This window comes from Fictibacillus sp. 18YEL24 (assembly GCF_015903855.1).
Lineage (GTDB): Bacteria > Bacillota > Bacilli > Bacillales > Fictibacillaceae > Fictibacillus > Fictibacillus phosphorivorans_C.
On sequence record NZ_JACZDT010000002.1, the window covers coordinates 746,740 to 763,545 of the forward strand.

The window sequence follows — 16,806 nt, forward strand, 5'->3', positions numbered from 1 at the left end:
GTTTATTCCTCTTTCTCTGAACGGACTTCATCTACAGGATCTAAGAAAACAGGTCTCTTTTTTGTAAAAGAGATAGGCAAACGTACGAATAGTTCTTTCCAGTCGTTGATAAAGATAGGAGCAAGAGGGGCTGCGTATGGAATACCTAGACTGGTCAGATTTACGATGTGTATAACAAGTACGATAAAAGCGAGTGAGATTCCATAGAGTCCCATCATGCCTGCAGCAAAAATAAAACAGAACAATAGAATTCTATACGTTACACCCATGCTATAGACCGGTAATGTAAAAGAAGCAATTGCTGTGATTGCGATTACGATGACCATTACTGTACTAACGATCCCAGCTTGAACAGCAGCTTCTCCAATCACGATTCCTCCCACGATACCAATCGTTTGTCCGATGGGTTTCGGAAGACGCAATCCTGCTTCGCGTAGAAGTTCCATCGTGATGGCCATCATCAGAGCTTCAACAAATGCTGGAAAAGGAACACCTTCACGCGAAGCTGCTATTGAAAAAGCGAGACGTGACGGAATCAAGCCTTGATGAAAGGAAACTAGGGCTATATAAAAGGATGGAAGAAAGAGTGAGATGAAAACAGCGAATGCACGCAGCATGCGCAACAGTGAGCCGATGTGCCATCTTTCATAATAATCTTCAGGTGACTGAACCGTATCCAGAATTGAAACGGGTGCGATCAGTACGTTTGCTGTCTGATCAGGAATAATCGCTAATCTTCCTTGCAATAGTGAGAGCGCAACTTTATCAGGACGCTCCGTGCTAATAAATTGCGGAAAGGGAGACATAAAGTTGTCTTCTATCGATTGTTCGATAATGCCAGAATCGATAGTTGCATCAATGCTTATATGTTGTAAACGATGTCTTGCTTCATCTACGATTGCAGGATTGATTACATCGCCAATATATAACAAAGCTACTTTTTTCTTTCCTCGTTCACCGATCACGAAACTTTCTATCTTCAAGTTTTGATCTGTGATTTGTCTACGGATCATCGCAATATTGACACCGATTTCTTCTGTAAAACTTACTTTAGGACCACGAATAAGAGATTCAGTTTGTGGTTCCTCGATAGCACGAACTTTCCCCCCATACGTATCCACACTAAACCCTTCGTTTATGGAATCCATTAGGATAACGGTTTTTCCATTTAAAAGATGGTATATCACATCATTCATTTTTGATACTTTATCAGTTTGAGCCGTGAGATAGATATCCGAGTACATTTGCTCAAACAATGATGTATCCACAGGTGGCGCGTATTTTATATATTTGATTGATTTTAAGATGTTCTGCAGCTTTTCTGAATCAACTAAATCTGCCATATAAAGAATGGTTAATGGTTCACTCCTGATTTCGAACTTTAACATTTTTAAATCAGGTGTTGGACCGAGCGTAGTTTGAATCAGTTCTAGATTGCTAGAAAGACTGTTACTTAAGAATGGGGAGTGGTCTATATGTGAATTTCCTTCTTTTTTCAATGCAACAGACCTCCCTCGTTTTTTACTAGGTATGTCCATTGAATGAGGTGTTTATTCCTTTAACAGGAGAGAAGTAAAAATATACAGGGACTTGTAAACGAAAAAAAGAAGCCCATATGCTTGAATGGAACTTCTCTTTTCGTATATATTGTTGCTCTAGAAAGTAGTTGATCTCCGTTTCAGATGCTCGCTTTCCGCGGGGCGTGCGGTGAGCCACCTCGGTGCCTTGCGCCATTAGGTGTCTCACCTCTCACCTGACACTCAATGAACTTGTCAATGATGTTTTTAAAACACGTCAAAAGCAACGATCATTTAGAACTGAGCTTCCTATATGACATACAAGATGCCTTAAGAATAGATTAGTGGTCTTTAACTATTTCTAAATTTACATAAAAACAAAGAACAACTATGATAAATGCATATCCATTTATTTGGAAGTAGCTAGTTGATAGAAAGGGAAATCATTCATGGATGTTGATCTAAATATATTATTGCAAGAAATTAAAATCTGTCGTCAAGAAATGTATGATCTAAAACCAAGTTCCAATGATTTTTCAAATGCTGATCTCGTCAAACAGAGTCAGAAGCTGGACAAACTGATCTATCTATATCAAAAAAGAATAATGGAGAATCCATCTGTAAAATAAAAGATCAAAACTACTTATCTAAAAGATACTTTACTTTTTCCTTAAATTCTTTTGCTTCTTCAGACAAACCTTTTGTTAAAGGATACAATGTCCAAAAGTCTTGATAGATTAAATCAGGCTGCTTGAACGGGATGATAGATAAGTTGCCGTTCTTAACATCCGTATTGTTTTTGAAGGTGAAGTTAAAAACAAAAGAAAAAGCATGTCCATCCAAGATTGCAGAACGCATGACTTCAATATTATTGGATGAGAATAAGATTTGTTCGTTCTTTACGTACTTATCGTTGAATGTTATACCTCCTTTAGAATTATAAATCACCAGTTTTTCATCGCTCAACTCATCTGGCGTAAGAAAATCTTTGTAGTACAACGAAGATTTCTTGCCTGCACAAACGCACACGTGTCCTGTATACAACAATTCATAGTCCACTCCTTTTTCATGCTGAAGGTTGGATACTTCATAATCTGTAAAAGGACTTAGACCAATATCAATATGTCCGTTCTTCATTTCCTCTAATATATGATCTTGATCGATTTCTCGAATCATCACGTTCGTTTCAGGAAACTGCTCATGAAATAACAAAAAGGCATCGTACACGATATACATCAGGGCAGGTGCACATCCCACCTTTAATACATGTGTTTTGGCATGTTGTTTATCGGCTAACTCTTCATGAAGCTCTTGCATTTTTTTAAGAATTTCGTATGCTTTGGATACGATAAATTTCCCATCAGTAGTAGGAATAGTACCTTGTCTAGATCGAGTGAAAATAGTAACACCAAACTCTCTTTCGAGTTGAGTGATCGATTGTGATATCGCTGAAGGAGATAGGTGAAGTTTGTCTGCCGCCTTCGTAATCGAACTTTCTTTGGCCACTTCTACAATATATTTCATTTGCTCTAAGTTCATCGTTATCTCCTTTATTTAAGCTATGTTTAACTAAGTTAATTTTATTTAATTTTAACTTAAACTTGATTGAATGAAAACCGTTTCTGACAGGAACAGTCCCTCTCAGCATAAGTTTTGTAGAATAAAAAGAGTGCTAGATAACTTAAAGAGTAAAATATTTATTCCGATGAGTAAAATAATGTTTTAAACAATCTCATTCGGGTATCCAAAGAGTGTTGTCCATATCTTGCCAAAATAAATGAAACAGCATGTAATTCAATAGAAAGGGTAGATGCATTATGAACCTTTCAAAAGGTGAATTGAATGGACACACTTTTTTAGCAAAACTCATTACTCAATATGCCCATATTCATAAGAAAACAATTGGTTCTGCTGCGGAACAATATATCGAGCAGCTCGGTCTTCGTACCGGAGAATGGATAGAGGGATTTTATGAGAATCCACCGGACTGGACAGTCGATCGATACGTTCATGTCATCATTGATTTAAAAAATTCAATCGGCGGGCATTTTGAGATTGTCAGTGTAAAGCCTGACCATGTAATAGTTCGTGCAAAAGAGTGTCCTTTCGGGGAATTTGTTAAGGATGCACCGCACTTATGCAAAATGACATCCAGTATACTTGGAGGAATAGCAGCACGAAAATTTGGTTATGGAAAAGTTTCGCTGCGTCAAAGAATCGCTCTAGGAAGTCCAACTTGTGAAGTAGCCATATACTTTCAGCCTGATGAGCGAGAACAAGGAGATATCTATCAAGATCTTCCAGTCACACCGGAAAACGGTGATCCTTTTTCTTGGGAAGAAGAGACCATCAGTATGCTTAATAATGAGCTGAAAAAATGTGATGAGATGGTAGAGTCACTTCTTCAAGAGTTAGAGGAATTAAAACGTGGCAACTCCTAAAAACGATTAAAACAGACCCTGAATCAGAGTCTGTTCTTTTTGTTGGTTGTATTTGTTCTATCCAATTTTCCATATCCAAAGTCAGCCAATGCTTGAAGAAGATTTCCTTTTAACGTGATTTCATCAAAATCTAGATTCAAGCTCACAGATGTTTGGGCGATCTCAGGGCTTAAACCTGTTAGAGTGGTTTTGACTCCTAAAAGTTTCAGTGTTGAGACAAGTTGAAAAAGGCGGTGAGCAACCATCGTATCAATATAACTTACACCAGATAAATCAATTACTAAGGAAGTGATTTCATGATCTAAGCACTGTTGCAGTGTAGCTTCGAGTAAAAGCTTTGCACGGTTCGTATCAATATCACCAACGACGGGCAGGACGGCAACACCAGGAAAAAGAGGCACAACAGGAACAGACAGTTCTTGAAGAGATAGATGGAACTGTTCACTCATCTCTCTGTAATTCTTCACATATGACTTACTGAATGCTTGTACCGCGTAATCAATCATTGGATTGATCGTCATTGAAATATGCAATACGGAATCCAAAGACATCGATTGCAGTGAACCTTCTTCTTTTATAAAATCCCATATCACTTCCCGATAGAAAGAAGTACTCTCAAGTGTTGTATCAAGCGGCTGGCCAGAGTGAACAGCGAGCATGCCGATATTCTCTCCCCATTCGAAAATCGTTTTCTTTGAATCCGAAACTTTTCCAGACACAGCATCACCGATTAAACGAATGAACATAATAGATTGTTGAAGTTCCTCGTACTCATTCATAGGAGCATTTTGCTGAAGTGAAACATATGCATTACTATTTTGTATGTTAGTTATGATCTTCTCTGCAATTTGAGGAGCATTTTCAGCAATTCGTGTTCCGATTTCAATCTGATCTTGTTTCTGCTTCAAGTGAAGATCCATTTTTAACTCCTAATTATTTAAGACGTTAAATTTATTTTAACAAAAATAATTAACGCATGTTTGAATTTACTGAAAAATTTTTAAAACTATGAAATGTTTAAGGTGAAGTGAAGTTGAGGTCATAAAAAAAACAGGCCTCTTTTGCAAGAGTCCTGTTTATCTATTGGGTTATTATGCTTTACGTACGTTAGTAGCTTGAGGTCCACGTTGTCCTTGTTCAACTTCGAACGTTACGTCTTGACCTTCGTCTAAAGATTTGAAACCGTCAGCTTGGATAGCTGAGAAGTGTACGAATACATCGTCTCCACCTTCGCGCTCGATGAATCCGAAACCTTTTTCTGCGTTAAACCATTTAACCTTACCTTGTTCCATTTTTGTTGCCTCCTGTCGTGCCAATCCGCACAATAATACTATCTCTGCTCAAAAATATCAAGATAATAGGTTACCTGTACAATCGAACAAAAATAATTCTTATTTATCGTAACATTTTACTAACCAATAAACAAGTGCAACAAGAAAAAGGAAATGATTAAATATTCGGTATGATCATAAAATGCCGTGGGATCAAGGATTAGCGAAGTTCAATAGAAATAAATTTGGTAATAATGATCTATTTAACTGTTTTAAATAGTGATTATGAACTAATCTCATTCATATAGATGAAGAACATTTTTGTAAGTGGTTCTGGTTTTAACTTCCTTTTATTCGTGGTACATTGATAAAAATACTAAAACAAATGATGTGATGATATGAATGAAAGTAATGGAATCACTGATCGTTTGCATCGTCCGCTGCAGGACTTGCGGATTTCGGTAACCGATCAATGTAATTTTCGGTGTACCTATTGTATGCCTAAAGAAATTTTCGGACCAGATTACCCGTTCTTAACACCAAGCGAGTTATTATCTTTCGATGAGATCGTACGTATTGCCTCACAGTTTGCAAAAGCAGGGGTGGAAAAAATTCGAATTACTGGTGGTGAACCTTTACTTCGTAAAAATCTTCCTGACCTGCTGAAGCGTCTACGTGCAATAGAAGGAATCAAAGATATTGCCTTAACCACAAATGGCGTACTCCTTCCAAAGATGGCGGTTTCTTTAAAGCAAGCAGGTATGGACAGAGTAACCGTGAGTTTGGATACGCTTGATAACGATTTATTCGGCTACATTAACGGACGAGGTGTAGGGGTTTCTCCTGTATTGAAAGGGATAGAAGCTGCACATGAAGCGGGTCTTGCTGTCAAAATAAACATGATGGTCAAAAAAGGGATCAATGAAAAAGAAATTCTTCCTATGGCCCGTCATTTTAAAAACACTCCATATGTTTTGCGTTTCATTGAATATATGGACGTTGGCACCTCTAACGGTTGGAATTGGGATGAAGTGGTATCAAAGAATGAGATCTTAAAGATGATTGATTCAGAGATGCCGTTGAAACCGGTTGATCGAAAATATTATGGAGAAGTTGCCAAACGCTATCAATACTCTGACGGTCAAGGCGAGATTGGCATAATTTCTTCAATCAGTGATACGTTTTGTTCGACTTGTACAAGAGCGAGGTTGTCTGCAGATGGAAAAGTCTACACATGTCTATTTACAGGGAAAGGGACTGACCTTAAAGAATTTGTACGAGCTGGTGCTACTGACAAGGAGATTTTCAATCGCATTGTTGAAATATGGGGAAATCGTTCTGATCGATATTCAGATGAAAGAAAAGAACAAGGAATAAGTGAAAGAAAAAAAATAGAAATGTCCTATATTGGAGGCTGAGTGAATCAGCCTTTTTTTCTTTTCATTTTTTTGCTAGTTGAAGTTTGTTAATAACTATTTTATAATAACTTACATAAAGTAATTAAATAATTTATAAAATTCATCTTGTTTGCTATTAAATAGGAAAGAAGGAAGAAAGATGACGCCTATTCATAAAGAAACTCATATCGGAAGTGTGGCTTTACAAGTTAAGAATCTCGAGAAGCTTGTTAAATTTTATACAGAAACAATCGGTCTGCAAATTTTATCAAAACGAGAAACTAGCGTGAAATTAACAGCTGATGGGAAAACGCCAATCCTTATTTTAGAAGGTAATCCTGAGCTCCAGCAGCGACCAGTGAAAAGCGCAGGTCTATATCATTTGGCTTTGCTTGTACCAAGCAGAAAAGATCTTGCGAATGTGCTGTATCACTTTATTGAAACAAACACACAACTGTTAGGAGCGTCAAACCATAAATTTAGCGAAGCGATCTATTTACAAGACCCTGAGAACAATGGAATCGAAATTTACAGAGATATTGATCGCGAAGATTGGCGACGAGATGAAAGAGGAAAATTGCCAGCTGTCAGCGAACCATTAGACGTACAAAGTCTTTTAGCAGAAAGAGATTCAAAAACTTGGAGTCGTCTGCCAGAAAACACGGTTATGGGCCATGTGCATCTGAATGTATTAAATATCGCTGAAGCTGAGAATTTCTATATGAACGTATTAGGATTTGAAGAACAGACAAGGATGGGAAACCATGCTCTATTCATCTCAGCGGGAGGATATCATCACCATATCGCCGTAAATATTTGGAACGGAATGGATGGCGAGTCAAACCGAGAAGATGTAACAGGACTTCTTCATTATGAAATCATCGTTCCGTCAATGTTGGAAGTCGAAAAAGTTTTAAGTGCTCTAGAACGCGAGCAAGTTCCATATCATATAGAATCGGAAAACATTTTGTTAAAAGACCCTTCAGGTAACGGAGTGGTGATTAAAGCCGAACAGCGCTAACGTTTACAAACTCTCAAAATCAGGAATATTAAAAGTAAGAAAAAACGGCAAAGAGGGGGGTTATATGAAAAGAAGCACTTTGATGAAGATTAGTGTAATCTTATTGATTGTTTTGTTTCTATTTGCTCTCAACCATTTTGTCTTTAAAATAACCCCCATATCTATGCGTGATTGGGTATTATCCTTTGGGATGGTCGCTCCAATCGTTTATATCATCGTAAATGTAATTCGGCCCTTTACTTTATTTCCAATCTCTGTTCTTTCACTTGCAGGTGGTTTAGCATTTGGAGTAGTATGGGGAACGGTTTATACCGTATTCTCAGCGACGGTAGGTGCAATTTTATCGTTCTACATCGCCAAGCATCTTGGAGCGAAGTGGATCAAGCAAAAAGCAGATTCACCTTCAAGAATTGAGAAATGGCAGAATCAGCTGAAGGAAAAAGGGTTCCTTTATATCTTCTTATTGAGAATCATTCCGGTATTGAATTTTGATGTTGTAAGCTATGTGGCTGGGATCTCTAAGCTTAAACTCCGTTCATACATTTTAGCTACGATGCTTGGCGTTTTACCAGGAACACTCGCATACAACTTGTTAGGTGACAGTTTTATTAAAGGGAATGGAACAATCATTGCAATTGCGATCGGCTTAGCGCTCTTTGTAGCTTGTATACCGATTCTAATGAAAAACAAACAGATCATTACTAGCCAAATTCACCAGCATAAAGAAGATAATGCATAGTCTTACTCCTAATATCGGAGTAAGGCTTTTTTGTTTTTGATTACGTATGAGCACAATACTTGTTCCTTATTAATAATTATTATAAATTAGTATTGACTTCAAAATAGAAGTGAGTATAATAAAGATTGTAAACAACATGATAATGATATTCATTATCATTTAAAACATAAGGAGTGAATGTTAAATGGCAGAACGTATGGTAGGCAAACAAGCACCTCGCTTTGAGATGGAAGCGATCATGCCTAATAAAGAAACGAAAAAAGTAAGTTTAGAAAAAAACATGGAAGATGGAAAATGGACTGTTCTATTCTTCTATCCAATGGATTTTACTTTCGTATGTCCGACTGAAATCACTGCGTTATCAGATAGATATAGTGAATTTGAAGATTTAGATGCTGAGGTAATCGGGGTTTCCACAGACACCGTTCATACACATTTAGCATGGATCAACACGAGTCGTGATGATAACGGACTTGGTGAATTAAACTATCCTCTAGCAGCAGACACGAATCACCGTGTATCACGTGATTATGGAGTACTGATCGAAGAAGAAGGCGTTGCACTTCGTGGCATGTTCATCATCAATCCTGAGGGTGAGATGATGTACCAAGTAGTCTTTCACAACAACATCGGCCGTGATGCTGATGAGACACTGCGTGTACTTCAAGCTTTACAAACAGGCGGACTTTGCCCAGCAAACTGGAAGCCAGGGCAAAAGACACTTTAATTAAAAGGATTCTTTAAGAAGGTAGTTGCTTTGAAAATCTTAAAAGAAATTACCTCATTGAATAGTTGATTGGAGTATAAGGAGCGAGACTCCTGGGGGATCAACGGGACAGGTGAGACTCTTAACAGCGCAGAGCGCTAAGAGGCTCACCGCACGCCTCCCGGAAAGCGAGCTCCTGTAACGGAAATCAACACTTTCAAAACTACTATTGTGAAATCAAAAATTGTTTAAACTCTGGAGGGAAATAATAGATGAAATTACGTGAACAAATGCCTGAACTTGATGGTGCTACAACTTGGTTGAATGAAGAAGTAACAAAAGAAGAGTTGGTTGGAGAAAAAGCAACCTTGATCCACTTCTGGTCCGTAAGTTGCGGACTGTGTAAAGAAGCGATGCCGGATGTTAACGAGCTTCGTGATGAATATGAAGATGATCTAAACGTAGTGGCTGTTCATATGCCTCGCTCTGAGAATGATTTAGACATGAGCGTTATCGAACAGATGGCGATCGGGCATGATATTACCCAGCCGATCTATGTAGACAGCGAGCATAAACTAACGGATGCTTTTGAGAATAAATATGTACCTGCGTACTATGTGTTTGATAAAGAAGGAAAGCTGCGTCACTTCCAAGCTGGAGGAAGCGGAATGGACATGCTTCGCAAGCGCTTGAACCGTGTATTAAACGAAGAAACAAAATAAGGAGATGATTATATGAATACCATTCAAGAAGTATTAAATCGACAAGTAGCGAACTGGAATGTATTGTTTGTGAAACTACACAACTATCACTGGTATGTAAAAGGACCTCACTTTTTCACACTTCATGAAAAGTTTGAAGAGCTGTACAACGAAGCCGCAACGAACATTGACGAACTGGCTGAACGACTGCTTGTTCTAAAAGGGACACCGGTTGCAACGATGAAAGAATATTTAGAGTTGGCGACAGTAGAAGAAGCAAGATCTAACGAATCAGCAGAAGTTATGGTTCAAAACGTTATTCACGATTTCGAACTTTTGATCGCAGAAATTAAAGAAGGAATGGAAGTCACTGAACGTGAAGGTGATGAAGTAACACATGATATGTTATTATCCGTTCGTGAAAGCCTTGCAAAACATAACTGGATGCTACGTGCATTCGTAAGCTAATAATAGAAGACTGTTTTCGTAAACTTTGTTGCTTTTGGAAGTGTTGATTTCCGTTATAGGCTGCTCGCTTTCCACGGGGCAGGCGCTGAGCCACATTCGTTCGTTTCACTCTTAAGTGTCTCAGCTGTCTAGTTGCAGTGGCTAGCCCCTCGAGGTCAAAAGTTAAACGGTCTGTGATGAGCAAAGTGCGCCTTCCTAGCCCATTCAACTTTTGCTTGTCGGGGCTGAACGAGCCACTTCCACTTTTCAAACTGCCCGCCTTTATGCTCCTTGCTCCTGCGTCTACAAGTTTATGGTAGCGGAGTAAGCTTCCTCGTCGCATGCCTTGCGAGATGTATTTCAGGTGGTAGGCACGCACCTTCCACTACAATCAATTGTCAAAGGTGACAAGGAGTTAAAAGTAACAATCTTTTAGAAAAGAGCGTAATAGAATGAGAAAGAGTGACTTCGGTCGCTCTTTTTTTATGTCTGAATAATATTTCTAAAAATTATAATTATTCTGCAATTTTAACGAAGCTTATGCTAAAATTTAAGAATGGACCAAATTATTCCAAAAGGAGGACAAACATGAAAAAGGGGATTGCGTTATTTTTTATACTGATTCTTGCCTTTTCACTAGCAGCATGTGGTCAGAAGATTGAGACTCCATCTGAAAAGAAAGAAACGGGTGACAAGAATGCTTCTTTAAATCTTGATCAGATCAGTATTGTAACAGGTGGGACAGGCGGTACATATTATCCACTTGGTGGAGAGATGGCGAAGATTGTGAAAGACGAGTTAGATATTGAAGCAAACTCTCAAGCTTCAGGTGCATCTGTTGAGAACATGCAGCTGCTTCAAGATGGTGATGCTGATGTAGCGTTCACACAAACAGATATCGCTAGCTATGCAGTTGAAGGCAAAGAAATGTTCAAAGAAAAAGTTGATCAAGTAACAGGGATCGGGACATTATATCCTGAAACGATCCAAATCGTAACGTTAAAAGAAAGCGGAATTAAGAGAGTTGAAGATCTGAAAGGCAAAAAGGTTTCAGTAGGAGCACCAGGTAGTGGAACGTTCGCGAATGCTGAACAAATTCTAAAGATTCATGGCATGACAATGGATGACATTGATGCGCAGCATCTATCTTTCGATGAGTCTACTGAAGGAATTCAAGATAAGAACATACAAGCAGCTTTTATCACAGCAGGAACGCCTACAGGTGCTGTTGATGCTTTATCAGCTACGAATCCTGTAACGATCGTACCGATTTCAGATGAAAAGATTAAAGAGCTGATCGAAGCTCATCCATATTACATTGAAGATACTGTTAAGAGTGGTACTTACAAGATTGAAGCAGATGTAAAAACGGTAGCCGTTCTTTCGATGCTAACTGTTCGTAAAGATATGGAAGACGATGCAGTGTACGCGATCACAAAAGCAATCTTTGAAAACACGGATAAGATCAGTCACGCAAAAGGAGAGCTAATCTCTGCAGAGAATGCAGTAGAAGGAATGGGGATTGATTTCCATCCTGGAGCTAAAAAGTATTTTGAAGAAAAAGGAATCTTAAAATAAGAGGTGTCGAGCATGGACTAAAAGATTATTTTTTAGTCCATGTATTCTTATGAAGAAAATTTTTGTAAGCATCGTTGGTTTAGTGATCTTAACAATGTTTTCAATGGTGCCACTTTTCAAATCCGTAGTGATTGAAGAAGGAATGACAGGGAAACCGTTAGCTTTCTTTGATGCAAAGCAAAGCAGTGAATTCAGTATTGAATACATACACTCGATCCATAAAACACCGGTTCGTGAAATCTATCAAGTTCATCATGAAGAGATCCTTCAGACCGAAATGAGGTTTCAGGAATTTGGAGTGGGTATGCCATCTGGTGCAGCTGAAGGGGAAGTTTTTGCACAAAAAGGTGAGAACTATATTTTATCCAACATGAAGAGAACGTTTCCTTCATTAGATATTCGAATCGGACAAATTATAGCCAATCATACACTTCTTCTAAAAGGTAATAGGTATCCCTTCTCTGAAATCAGTGAAAAAGGGTCTTGGGTTTCAATAAAAGTAGAGAAACTGAACGTATGGCAAAGGTTGATAGGAGGGAAAAAACTTGGATAAGAACAAGCATAAAAAACGCGAACAAATATCAGATCAAGCTGTACAAGAACTAATGGAAAAGTACGATCCAGAAGCAGGCTTTCGTAAATTAAAAGGTGTACTTTATTGGATCACACTCATCGGTTTGATTACTTTTTCATTATTTCAGCTCTATACAGCTATTTTTGGAGTATTACCAGCACAATTGCAAAGAACGATTCATCTAGGCTTTGCACTTACATTAATCTTTTTGCTATTTCCAGCTTCTAAAAAGAAAATAGAAGGTAAGCCACTTTTTCAAATCGCTTGGTATGACATGATCTTGGCCGTTCTATCGATAGCCGTTGGATCCTATTGGTACTTGTTTATGGATGACCTTGTTATGAGGGTAGGAAGATTAACGACTCAAGATTTCCTAATAGGTGTGCTCGCCATCATACTCGTTTTAGAAGCAACAAGAAGGGTCGTTGGGCTGCCTATCACGATTATTGCTGGTCTATTCCTGCTCTACGCGTATATGGGACCTTATATGCCGGGCTTCTTAGAGCACAAAGGGTTGACGATCGAACGGATCGTAAGGACGATGTTCTTTACAACAGAAGGAATTTTAGGAACACCTCTTGCGGTTTCATCCACATATATCTTTTTGTTTCTTTTGTTTGGAGCCTTTCTCGTCAAAACGGGAGTAGGAGAGTATTTCAACGATCTATCCATCGTTATCGCAGGAAGAAGAGTCGGCGGTCCTGCGAAAGTAGCTATTTTCTCGAGTGCTCTTCAAGGGACGATCAGTGGAAGCTCGGTTGCTAACGTTGTAACTTCCGGGGCTTTTACGATTCCGATGATGAAACGATTGGGTTATGATAAGAACTTTGCAGGAGCGGTAGAGGCAGCTTCTTCAACAGGTGGTCAGATCATGCCTCCTGTCATGGGAGCCGCTGCGTTTCTGATGGTTGAATTTATCGGGGGTGGTATCACCTATTGGGATATCGCTAAAGCTGCTGCCATTCCTGCGGTACTATACTTTGCGGGAATATGGATCATGACGCATTTTGAAGCAAAACGTATCGGTCTAAGAGGGTTATCTCGCGAAGAGATGCCTGAAACGAAAAGAGTTATTAAACAGGTGTATTTGTTGATTCCGATCGTTGTGGTTATTTTGTTGCTTATGACTGGTATGAGTGTGACAAAAGCTGCGCTGTGGTCAATTGTGAGTGCGATTGCGGTAGGCATGTTCAATAAGAATACGCGTATGGGACCGAAGCTCTTTTTTGAAGCATTAGCTGACGGAGCAAGAACGGCGCTTGGTGTTGCAGCGGCTACAGCTGCGGCTGGTATGATCGTCGGGGTTGTTACGGTAACCGGTGTTGGTCTTAAGATGGCGAACGGTTTGCTAGAGTTGTCAGGTGGGTATTTAATTCCAACCTTGATCTTAACGATGATCGCCTCGCTTGTACTTGGAATGGGATCGCCTACGACTGCGAACTATGTAATCACATCAACGATCGCTGCACCAGCTATTTTGTTGTTTGGTGTTCCTGATCTGTCTGCTCACATGTTTGTCTTTTACTTTGGAATCATCGCGGATATTACACCTCCTGTAGCACTAGCTGCATTTGCAGCAGCAGGGGTTTCAGGCGGTGAACCGATACGCACCGGGATACTGTCATCAAAACTGGCCATTGCCGCATTCATTATTCCGTACATTTTCGTTATCTCTCCACAGCTCATGTTGATTGATACAACTTGGACTGAAGCCATTTGGGTGATTTCGACAGCATTTGTCGGAATGATTGCCATTGGTGCAGGAATGATCGGCTATTGGATGCGACCTCTTTCTTGGTTAGAAAGAATCTTAGCCGTTGCGATCGGCTTCTTGCTGATCTATCCAGAAGGAATGTTCAGTGCGATTGGTCTTGCAGCGTTCGCTCTTATGCTTGGAAGCCAATATTGGCTTTTGAAGAAAGACAACACACAAGCACCATCATCACCAGCGGTTTAAAAGATGATTTGCTCAGAAGCAATTGTGCTTCTGAGCTTTTTTATGTGTGTAAAGTTTAAAATTTTCAATGTGGGTAAAAGATTGTAAGGTTATACATCTCGTATTTATGATACAATCAATAAGTATGCATTTTTGTAGGATACGGATTTGAATATATGTATGTAGGCTGATAGAGATATGATGGTCAGTTATATATAAAAAGGAGAGATATCCAAATGATTACGGTAACTAACGTTGGTCTTCGCTACGGCGACCGCAAGCTGTTTGAAGACGTTAATATAAAGTTTACACCAGGGAACTGCTACGGCTTAATTGGTGCGAACGGTGCGGGTAAATCTACATTCTTAAAAATTCTTTCTGGTGAGATCGAAGCACAAACAGGTGACGTTCACATGACTCCAGGCGAACGTCTAGCAGTATTGAAGCAGAACCACTTTGAATATGAAGATCAAGAGGTTATGCAGACCGTTATCATGGGTCACGCTCGTCTTTATGAAGTGATGCAAGAGAAAGATGCGATCTACATGAAAGCTGATTTCTCAGACGAAGACGGAATCCGTGCAGCTGAGCTTGAAGGTGAGTTTGCTGAACTAAACGGTTGGGAAGCGGAATCTGAGGCAGCGATCCTACTTAAAGGTCTTGGCATTAAAGAAGATCTACACACGAAGAAACTAGCTGAACTAACTGGTTCTGAAAAAGTAAAAGTATTGCTTGCTCAAGCTCTTTTCGGTAAGCCGGATGTTCTTCTTCTGGATGAGCCGACAAACAACTTAGATCTTCAAGCAATCCAATGGCTAGAAGATTTCTTGATCAATTTTGAGAACACAGTAATCGTTGTATCCCATGACCGTCACTTCTTAAACAAAGTGTGTACGCACATGGCTGACCTTGATTTTGGAAAGATTCAGATCTATGTGGGTAACTATGATTTCTGGTACGAGTCTTCTCAATTAGCGCTTCGTATGGCACAAGATCAAAACAAGAAAAAAGAAGAAAAGATCAAAGAACTTCAAGCGTTCGTTGCGCGATTTAGTGCGAACGCATCTAAATCAAAACAAGCGACTTCACGTAAGAAGTTATTGGATAAAATCTCTTTAGATGATATCCGACCTTCTTCTCGTAAATATCCGTATGTGAACTTTGGCATCAATCGTGAGATCGGGAATGACCTTCTTCGTGTTGACGGTCTAACGAAAACGATTGATGGCGTAAAAGTACTAGATAACGTGAGCTTTATCATGAACAAAGACGACAAGATTGCTTTTGTTGGTAAAGAAGAGATCGCCATCACAACTTTATTCAAGATTCTGATGGGTGAGATGGAAGCGGACAGCGGAACATACAAATGGGGTGTAACAACGTCTCAAGCGTACTTCCCACGCGATAACTCGAAGTACTTCGATGGAAGCGAGCAGACTCTCGTTGACTGGCTTCGTCAATATTCTCCTGAAGATCAAACTGAAAGCTTCCTTCGCGGGTTCCTAGGTCGTATGCTTTTCTCAGGTGAAGAAGTAATGAAGAAACCGTCTGTATTATCCGGAGGAGAGAAAGTTCGTTGTATGCTTTCTAAGATGATGCTTAGCGGATCAAACGTGTTGATTATGGATGACCCTACGAACCACTTGGATCTAGAGTCCATCACAGCCTTGAACAACGGATTGATCAGCTATAAAGGTTCATTGATGTTCACATCACATGACCATCAGTTCGTTGAAACGATCGCGAACCGTATCATCGAGATCACGCCTAAAGGAATTCTTGATAAGCAAATGTCTTATGATGAGTACTTGGCGAATGATGAGTTGAAGAAGCAGCGTCAATTGATGTATCAATAAAATAACAAAAGAGTGTTAAGTCTGAGTTTAGATTTAGCACTCTTTTTTATGTTGCTCTGTTGCTCTTGAATGAAGCTGATCTCCGTTTCAGGTGCGTCGCTTTCCGGGGGCGTGCGGTGAGCCACCTCCGCGCCTTGCGCCATTAGTTGTCTCACCTGTCACGCGGATCCCCCAGGATTCTCACACCTTACACTACAATCAACTTGTCACCGATGCTGATTTGATAGGTAGACCAGATCAAGTAATATCTATACGTGAAAGTGGGGCAAAAATGATGGAACCGTTTACTGAGAAAGTTATTAAAGTTATCAAAAACATACCGAGTGGCTACGTCATGTCTTATGGACAGATTGCCCGCGTAGCTGGTAATCCGCGAAGTGCTAGACAGGTCGTCCGTATCCTTCACTCTATGAGTAAGAAACATGATCTGCCTTGGCATCGTGTAATCAATGGAAAAGGAGAAATCGGCATTCAAGATGAGGAATTATTTTTTACACAAAAATCACGATTAGAACGTGAAGGCGTGCAATTTAAAGGGAAAAATAGAGTGGACATCGAAACTTACAGATATTCGCCAGATTGCGAGGATACTATTTAATCACCAATTGCAGGGAGAATTGAC

General features: G+C 39.5%; 17 protein-coding genes. 13 read left to right on the forward strand and 4 right to left on the reverse strand.

Annotation, left to right across the window (positions count from 1 at the left end; all coding sequences use genetic code 11):
* Window positions 1-2: 2 nt before the first annotated feature.
* On the reverse strand, window positions 3-1,499 hold the full coding sequence (locus HU823_RS09010) for a spore germination protein (RefSeq protein WP_231607347.1): 1,497 nt from the start codon (window positions 1,497-1,499) through the stop codon (window positions 3-5).
* 467 nt (window positions 1,500-1,966) lie between these two features.
* On the opposite strand from HU823_RS09010, the gene HU823_RS09015 reads away from it, so the two are divergent.
* Window positions 1,967-2,146 (forward strand): aspartyl-phosphate phosphatase Spo0E family protein, encoded by a 180-nt coding sequence (locus tag HU823_RS09015; RefSeq protein ID WP_144697997.1) that lies wholly within the window; start codon window positions 1,967-1,969, stop codon window positions 2,144-2,146.
* Window positions 2,147-2,156: 10 nt separating this feature from the next.
* Here HU823_RS09015 and HU823_RS09020 read toward each other — a convergent pair whose 3' ends face one another.
* A complete protein-coding gene (locus HU823_RS09020) occupies window positions 2,157-3,056 on the reverse strand; it encodes a LysR family transcriptional regulator (RefSeq protein ID WP_144697999.1) in 900 nt (299 codons plus the stop codon).
* Window positions 3,057-3,334: 278 nt separating this feature from the next.
* On the opposite strand from HU823_RS09020, the gene HU823_RS09025 reads away from it, so the two are divergent.
* Window positions 3,335-3,958: a methanogen output domain 1-containing protein gene (locus HU823_RS09025; RefSeq protein ID WP_144698001.1), complete on the forward strand. Its 624-nt coding sequence runs from the start codon at window positions 3,335-3,337 to the stop codon at window positions 3,956-3,958.
* 23 nt (window positions 3,959-3,981) lie between these two features.
* Here HU823_RS09025 and HU823_RS09030 read toward each other — a convergent pair whose 3' ends face one another.
* Both HU823_RS09030 and HU823_RS09035 read right to left on the reverse strand, forming a co-directional pair.
* The gene (locus HU823_RS09030; RefSeq protein WP_144698003.1) at window positions 3,982-4,878 is read right to left on the reverse strand and encodes an STAS domain-containing protein; all 897 of its coding nucleotides are present in this window, start codon (window positions 4,876-4,878) and stop codon (window positions 3,982-3,984) included.
* A 171-nt stretch (window positions 4,879-5,049) separates the two neighbouring features.
* A complete protein-coding gene (locus tag HU823_RS09035) occupies window positions 5,050-5,250 on the reverse strand; it encodes a cold-shock protein (RefSeq protein ID WP_066397748.1) in 201 nt (66 codons plus the stop codon).
* A 377-nt stretch (window positions 5,251-5,627) separates the two neighbouring features.
* Between HU823_RS09035 and moaA the strand changes: the two genes are divergently transcribed.
* The 11 genes from moaA (at window position 5,628) to HU823_RS09090 (ending at window position 16,782) form a co-directional block, all read left to right on the forward strand.
* Window positions 5,628-6,647: a GTP 3',8-cyclase MoaA gene (gene moaA / locus HU823_RS09040; protein ID WP_144698005.1), complete on the forward strand. Its 1,020-nt coding sequence runs from the start codon at window positions 5,628-5,630 to the stop codon at window positions 6,645-6,647.
* A gap of 139 nt (window positions 6,648-6,786) precedes the next feature.
* The gene (locus HU823_RS09045) at window positions 6,787-7,647 is read left to right on the forward strand and encodes a VOC family protein (RefSeq protein ID WP_197221889.1); all 861 of its coding nucleotides are present in this window, start codon (window positions 6,787-6,789) and stop codon (window positions 7,645-7,647) included.
* A gap of 64 nt (window positions 7,648-7,711) precedes the next feature.
* Window positions 7,712-8,386, forward strand: a complete 675-nt coding sequence (locus tag HU823_RS09050; protein WP_197221890.1) for a TVP38/TMEM64 family protein — start codon at window positions 7,712-7,714, stop codon at window positions 8,384-8,386.
* Between the two features lie 184 nt (window positions 8,387-8,570).
* Entirely contained in the window at window positions 8,571-9,113 is a 543-nt protein-coding gene (locus HU823_RS09055; protein ID WP_144698011.1) for a peroxiredoxin, read from the forward strand.
* Window positions 9,114-9,364: 251 nt separating this feature from the next.
* Window positions 9,365-9,814 (forward strand): TlpA family protein disulfide reductase, encoded by a 450-nt coding sequence (locus HU823_RS09060; RefSeq protein ID WP_066397740.1) that lies wholly within the window; start codon window positions 9,365-9,367, stop codon window positions 9,812-9,814.
* A 12-nt stretch (window positions 9,815-9,826) separates the two neighbouring features.
* The gene (locus HU823_RS09065) at window positions 9,827-10,261 is read left to right on the forward strand and encodes a Dps family protein (protein ID WP_197221891.1); all 435 of its coding nucleotides are present in this window, start codon (window positions 9,827-9,829) and stop codon (window positions 10,259-10,261) included.
* 567 nt (window positions 10,262-10,828) lie between these two features.
* Window positions 10,829-11,818: a TAXI family TRAP transporter solute-binding subunit gene (locus tag HU823_RS09070; RefSeq protein WP_197221892.1), complete on the forward strand. Its 990-nt coding sequence runs from the start codon at window positions 10,829-10,831 to the stop codon at window positions 11,816-11,818.
* Between the two features lie 49 nt (window positions 11,819-11,867).
* Window positions 11,868-12,371: a DUF1850 domain-containing protein gene (locus tag HU823_RS09075; RefSeq protein ID WP_144698017.1), complete on the forward strand. Its 504-nt coding sequence runs from the start codon at window positions 11,868-11,870 to the stop codon at window positions 12,369-12,371.
* Window positions 12,372-12,423: 52 nt separating this feature from the next.
* Entirely contained in the window at window positions 12,424-14,349 is a 1,926-nt protein-coding gene (locus HU823_RS09080) for a TRAP transporter permease (RefSeq protein ID WP_197222013.1), read from the forward strand.
* Between the two features lie 215 nt (window positions 14,350-14,564).
* Window positions 14,565-16,184 (forward strand): ABC-F family ATP-binding cassette domain-containing protein, encoded by a 1,620-nt coding sequence (locus tag HU823_RS09085; RefSeq protein WP_144698019.1) that lies wholly within the window; start codon window positions 14,565-14,567, stop codon window positions 16,182-16,184.
* A 274-nt stretch (window positions 16,185-16,458) separates the two neighbouring features.
* A complete protein-coding gene (locus HU823_RS09090) occupies window positions 16,459-16,782 on the forward strand; it encodes an MGMT family protein (RefSeq protein WP_137791646.1) in 324 nt (107 codons plus the stop codon).
* Window positions 16,783-16,806: the final 24 nt, after the last annotated feature.

What these genes read in the sequence shown, in the direction of transcription:
- HU823_RS09015 (WP_144697997.1), top strand. Translation starts at nt 1,967, where the DNA reads ATGGATGTTGATCTAAATATATTATTGCAAGAAATTAAAATCTGTCGT.
- HU823_RS09020 (WP_144697999.1), bottom strand. Translation starts at nt 3,056, where the DNA reads ATGAACTTAGAGCAAATGAAATATATTGTAGAAGTGGCCAAAGAAAGT.
- HU823_RS09025 (WP_144698001.1), top strand. Translation starts at nt 3,335, where the DNA reads ATGAACCTTTCAAAAGGTGAATTGAATGGACACACTTTTTTAGCAAAA.
- HU823_RS09030 (WP_144698003.1), bottom strand. Translation starts at nt 4,878, where the DNA reads ATGGATCTTCACTTGAAGCAGAAACAAGATCAGATTGAAATCGGAACA.
- HU823_RS09035 (WP_066397748.1), bottom strand. Translation starts at nt 5,250, where the DNA reads ATGGAACAAGGTAAGGTTAAATGGTTTAACGCAGAAAAAGGTTTCGGA.
- moaA (WP_144698005.1), top strand. Translation starts at nt 5,628, where the DNA reads ATGAATGAAAGTAATGGAATCACTGATCGTTTGCATCGTCCGCTGCAG.
- HU823_RS09045 (WP_197221889.1), top strand. Translation starts at nt 6,787, where the DNA reads ATGACGCCTATTCATAAAGAAACTCATATCGGAAGTGTGGCTTTACAA.
- HU823_RS09050 (WP_197221890.1), top strand. Translation starts at nt 7,712, where the DNA reads ATGAAAAGAAGCACTTTGATGAAGATTAGTGTAATCTTATTGATTGTT.
- HU823_RS09055 (WP_144698011.1), top strand. Translation starts at nt 8,571, where the DNA reads ATGGCAGAACGTATGGTAGGCAAACAAGCACCTCGCTTTGAGATGGAA.
- HU823_RS09060 (WP_066397740.1), top strand. Translation starts at nt 9,365, where the DNA reads ATGAAATTACGTGAACAAATGCCTGAACTTGATGGTGCTACAACTTGG.
- HU823_RS09065 (WP_197221891.1), top strand. Translation starts at nt 9,827, where the DNA reads ATGAATACCATTCAAGAAGTATTAAATCGACAAGTAGCGAACTGGAAT.
- HU823_RS09070 (WP_197221892.1), top strand. Translation starts at nt 10,829, where the DNA reads ATGAAAAAGGGGATTGCGTTATTTTTTATACTGATTCTTGCCTTTTCA.
- HU823_RS09075 (WP_144698017.1), top strand. Translation starts at nt 11,868, where the DNA reads ATGAAGAAAATTTTTGTAAGCATCGTTGGTTTAGTGATCTTAACAATG.
- HU823_RS09080 (WP_197222013.1), top strand. Translation starts at nt 12,424, where the DNA reads ATGGAAAAGTACGATCCAGAAGCAGGCTTTCGTAAATTAAAAGGTGTA.
- HU823_RS09085 (WP_144698019.1), top strand. Translation starts at nt 14,565, where the DNA reads ATGATTACGGTAACTAACGTTGGTCTTCGCTACGGCGACCGCAAGCTG.
- HU823_RS09090 (WP_137791646.1), top strand. Translation starts at nt 16,459, where the DNA reads ATGGAACCGTTTACTGAGAAAGTTATTAAAGTTATCAAAAACATACCG.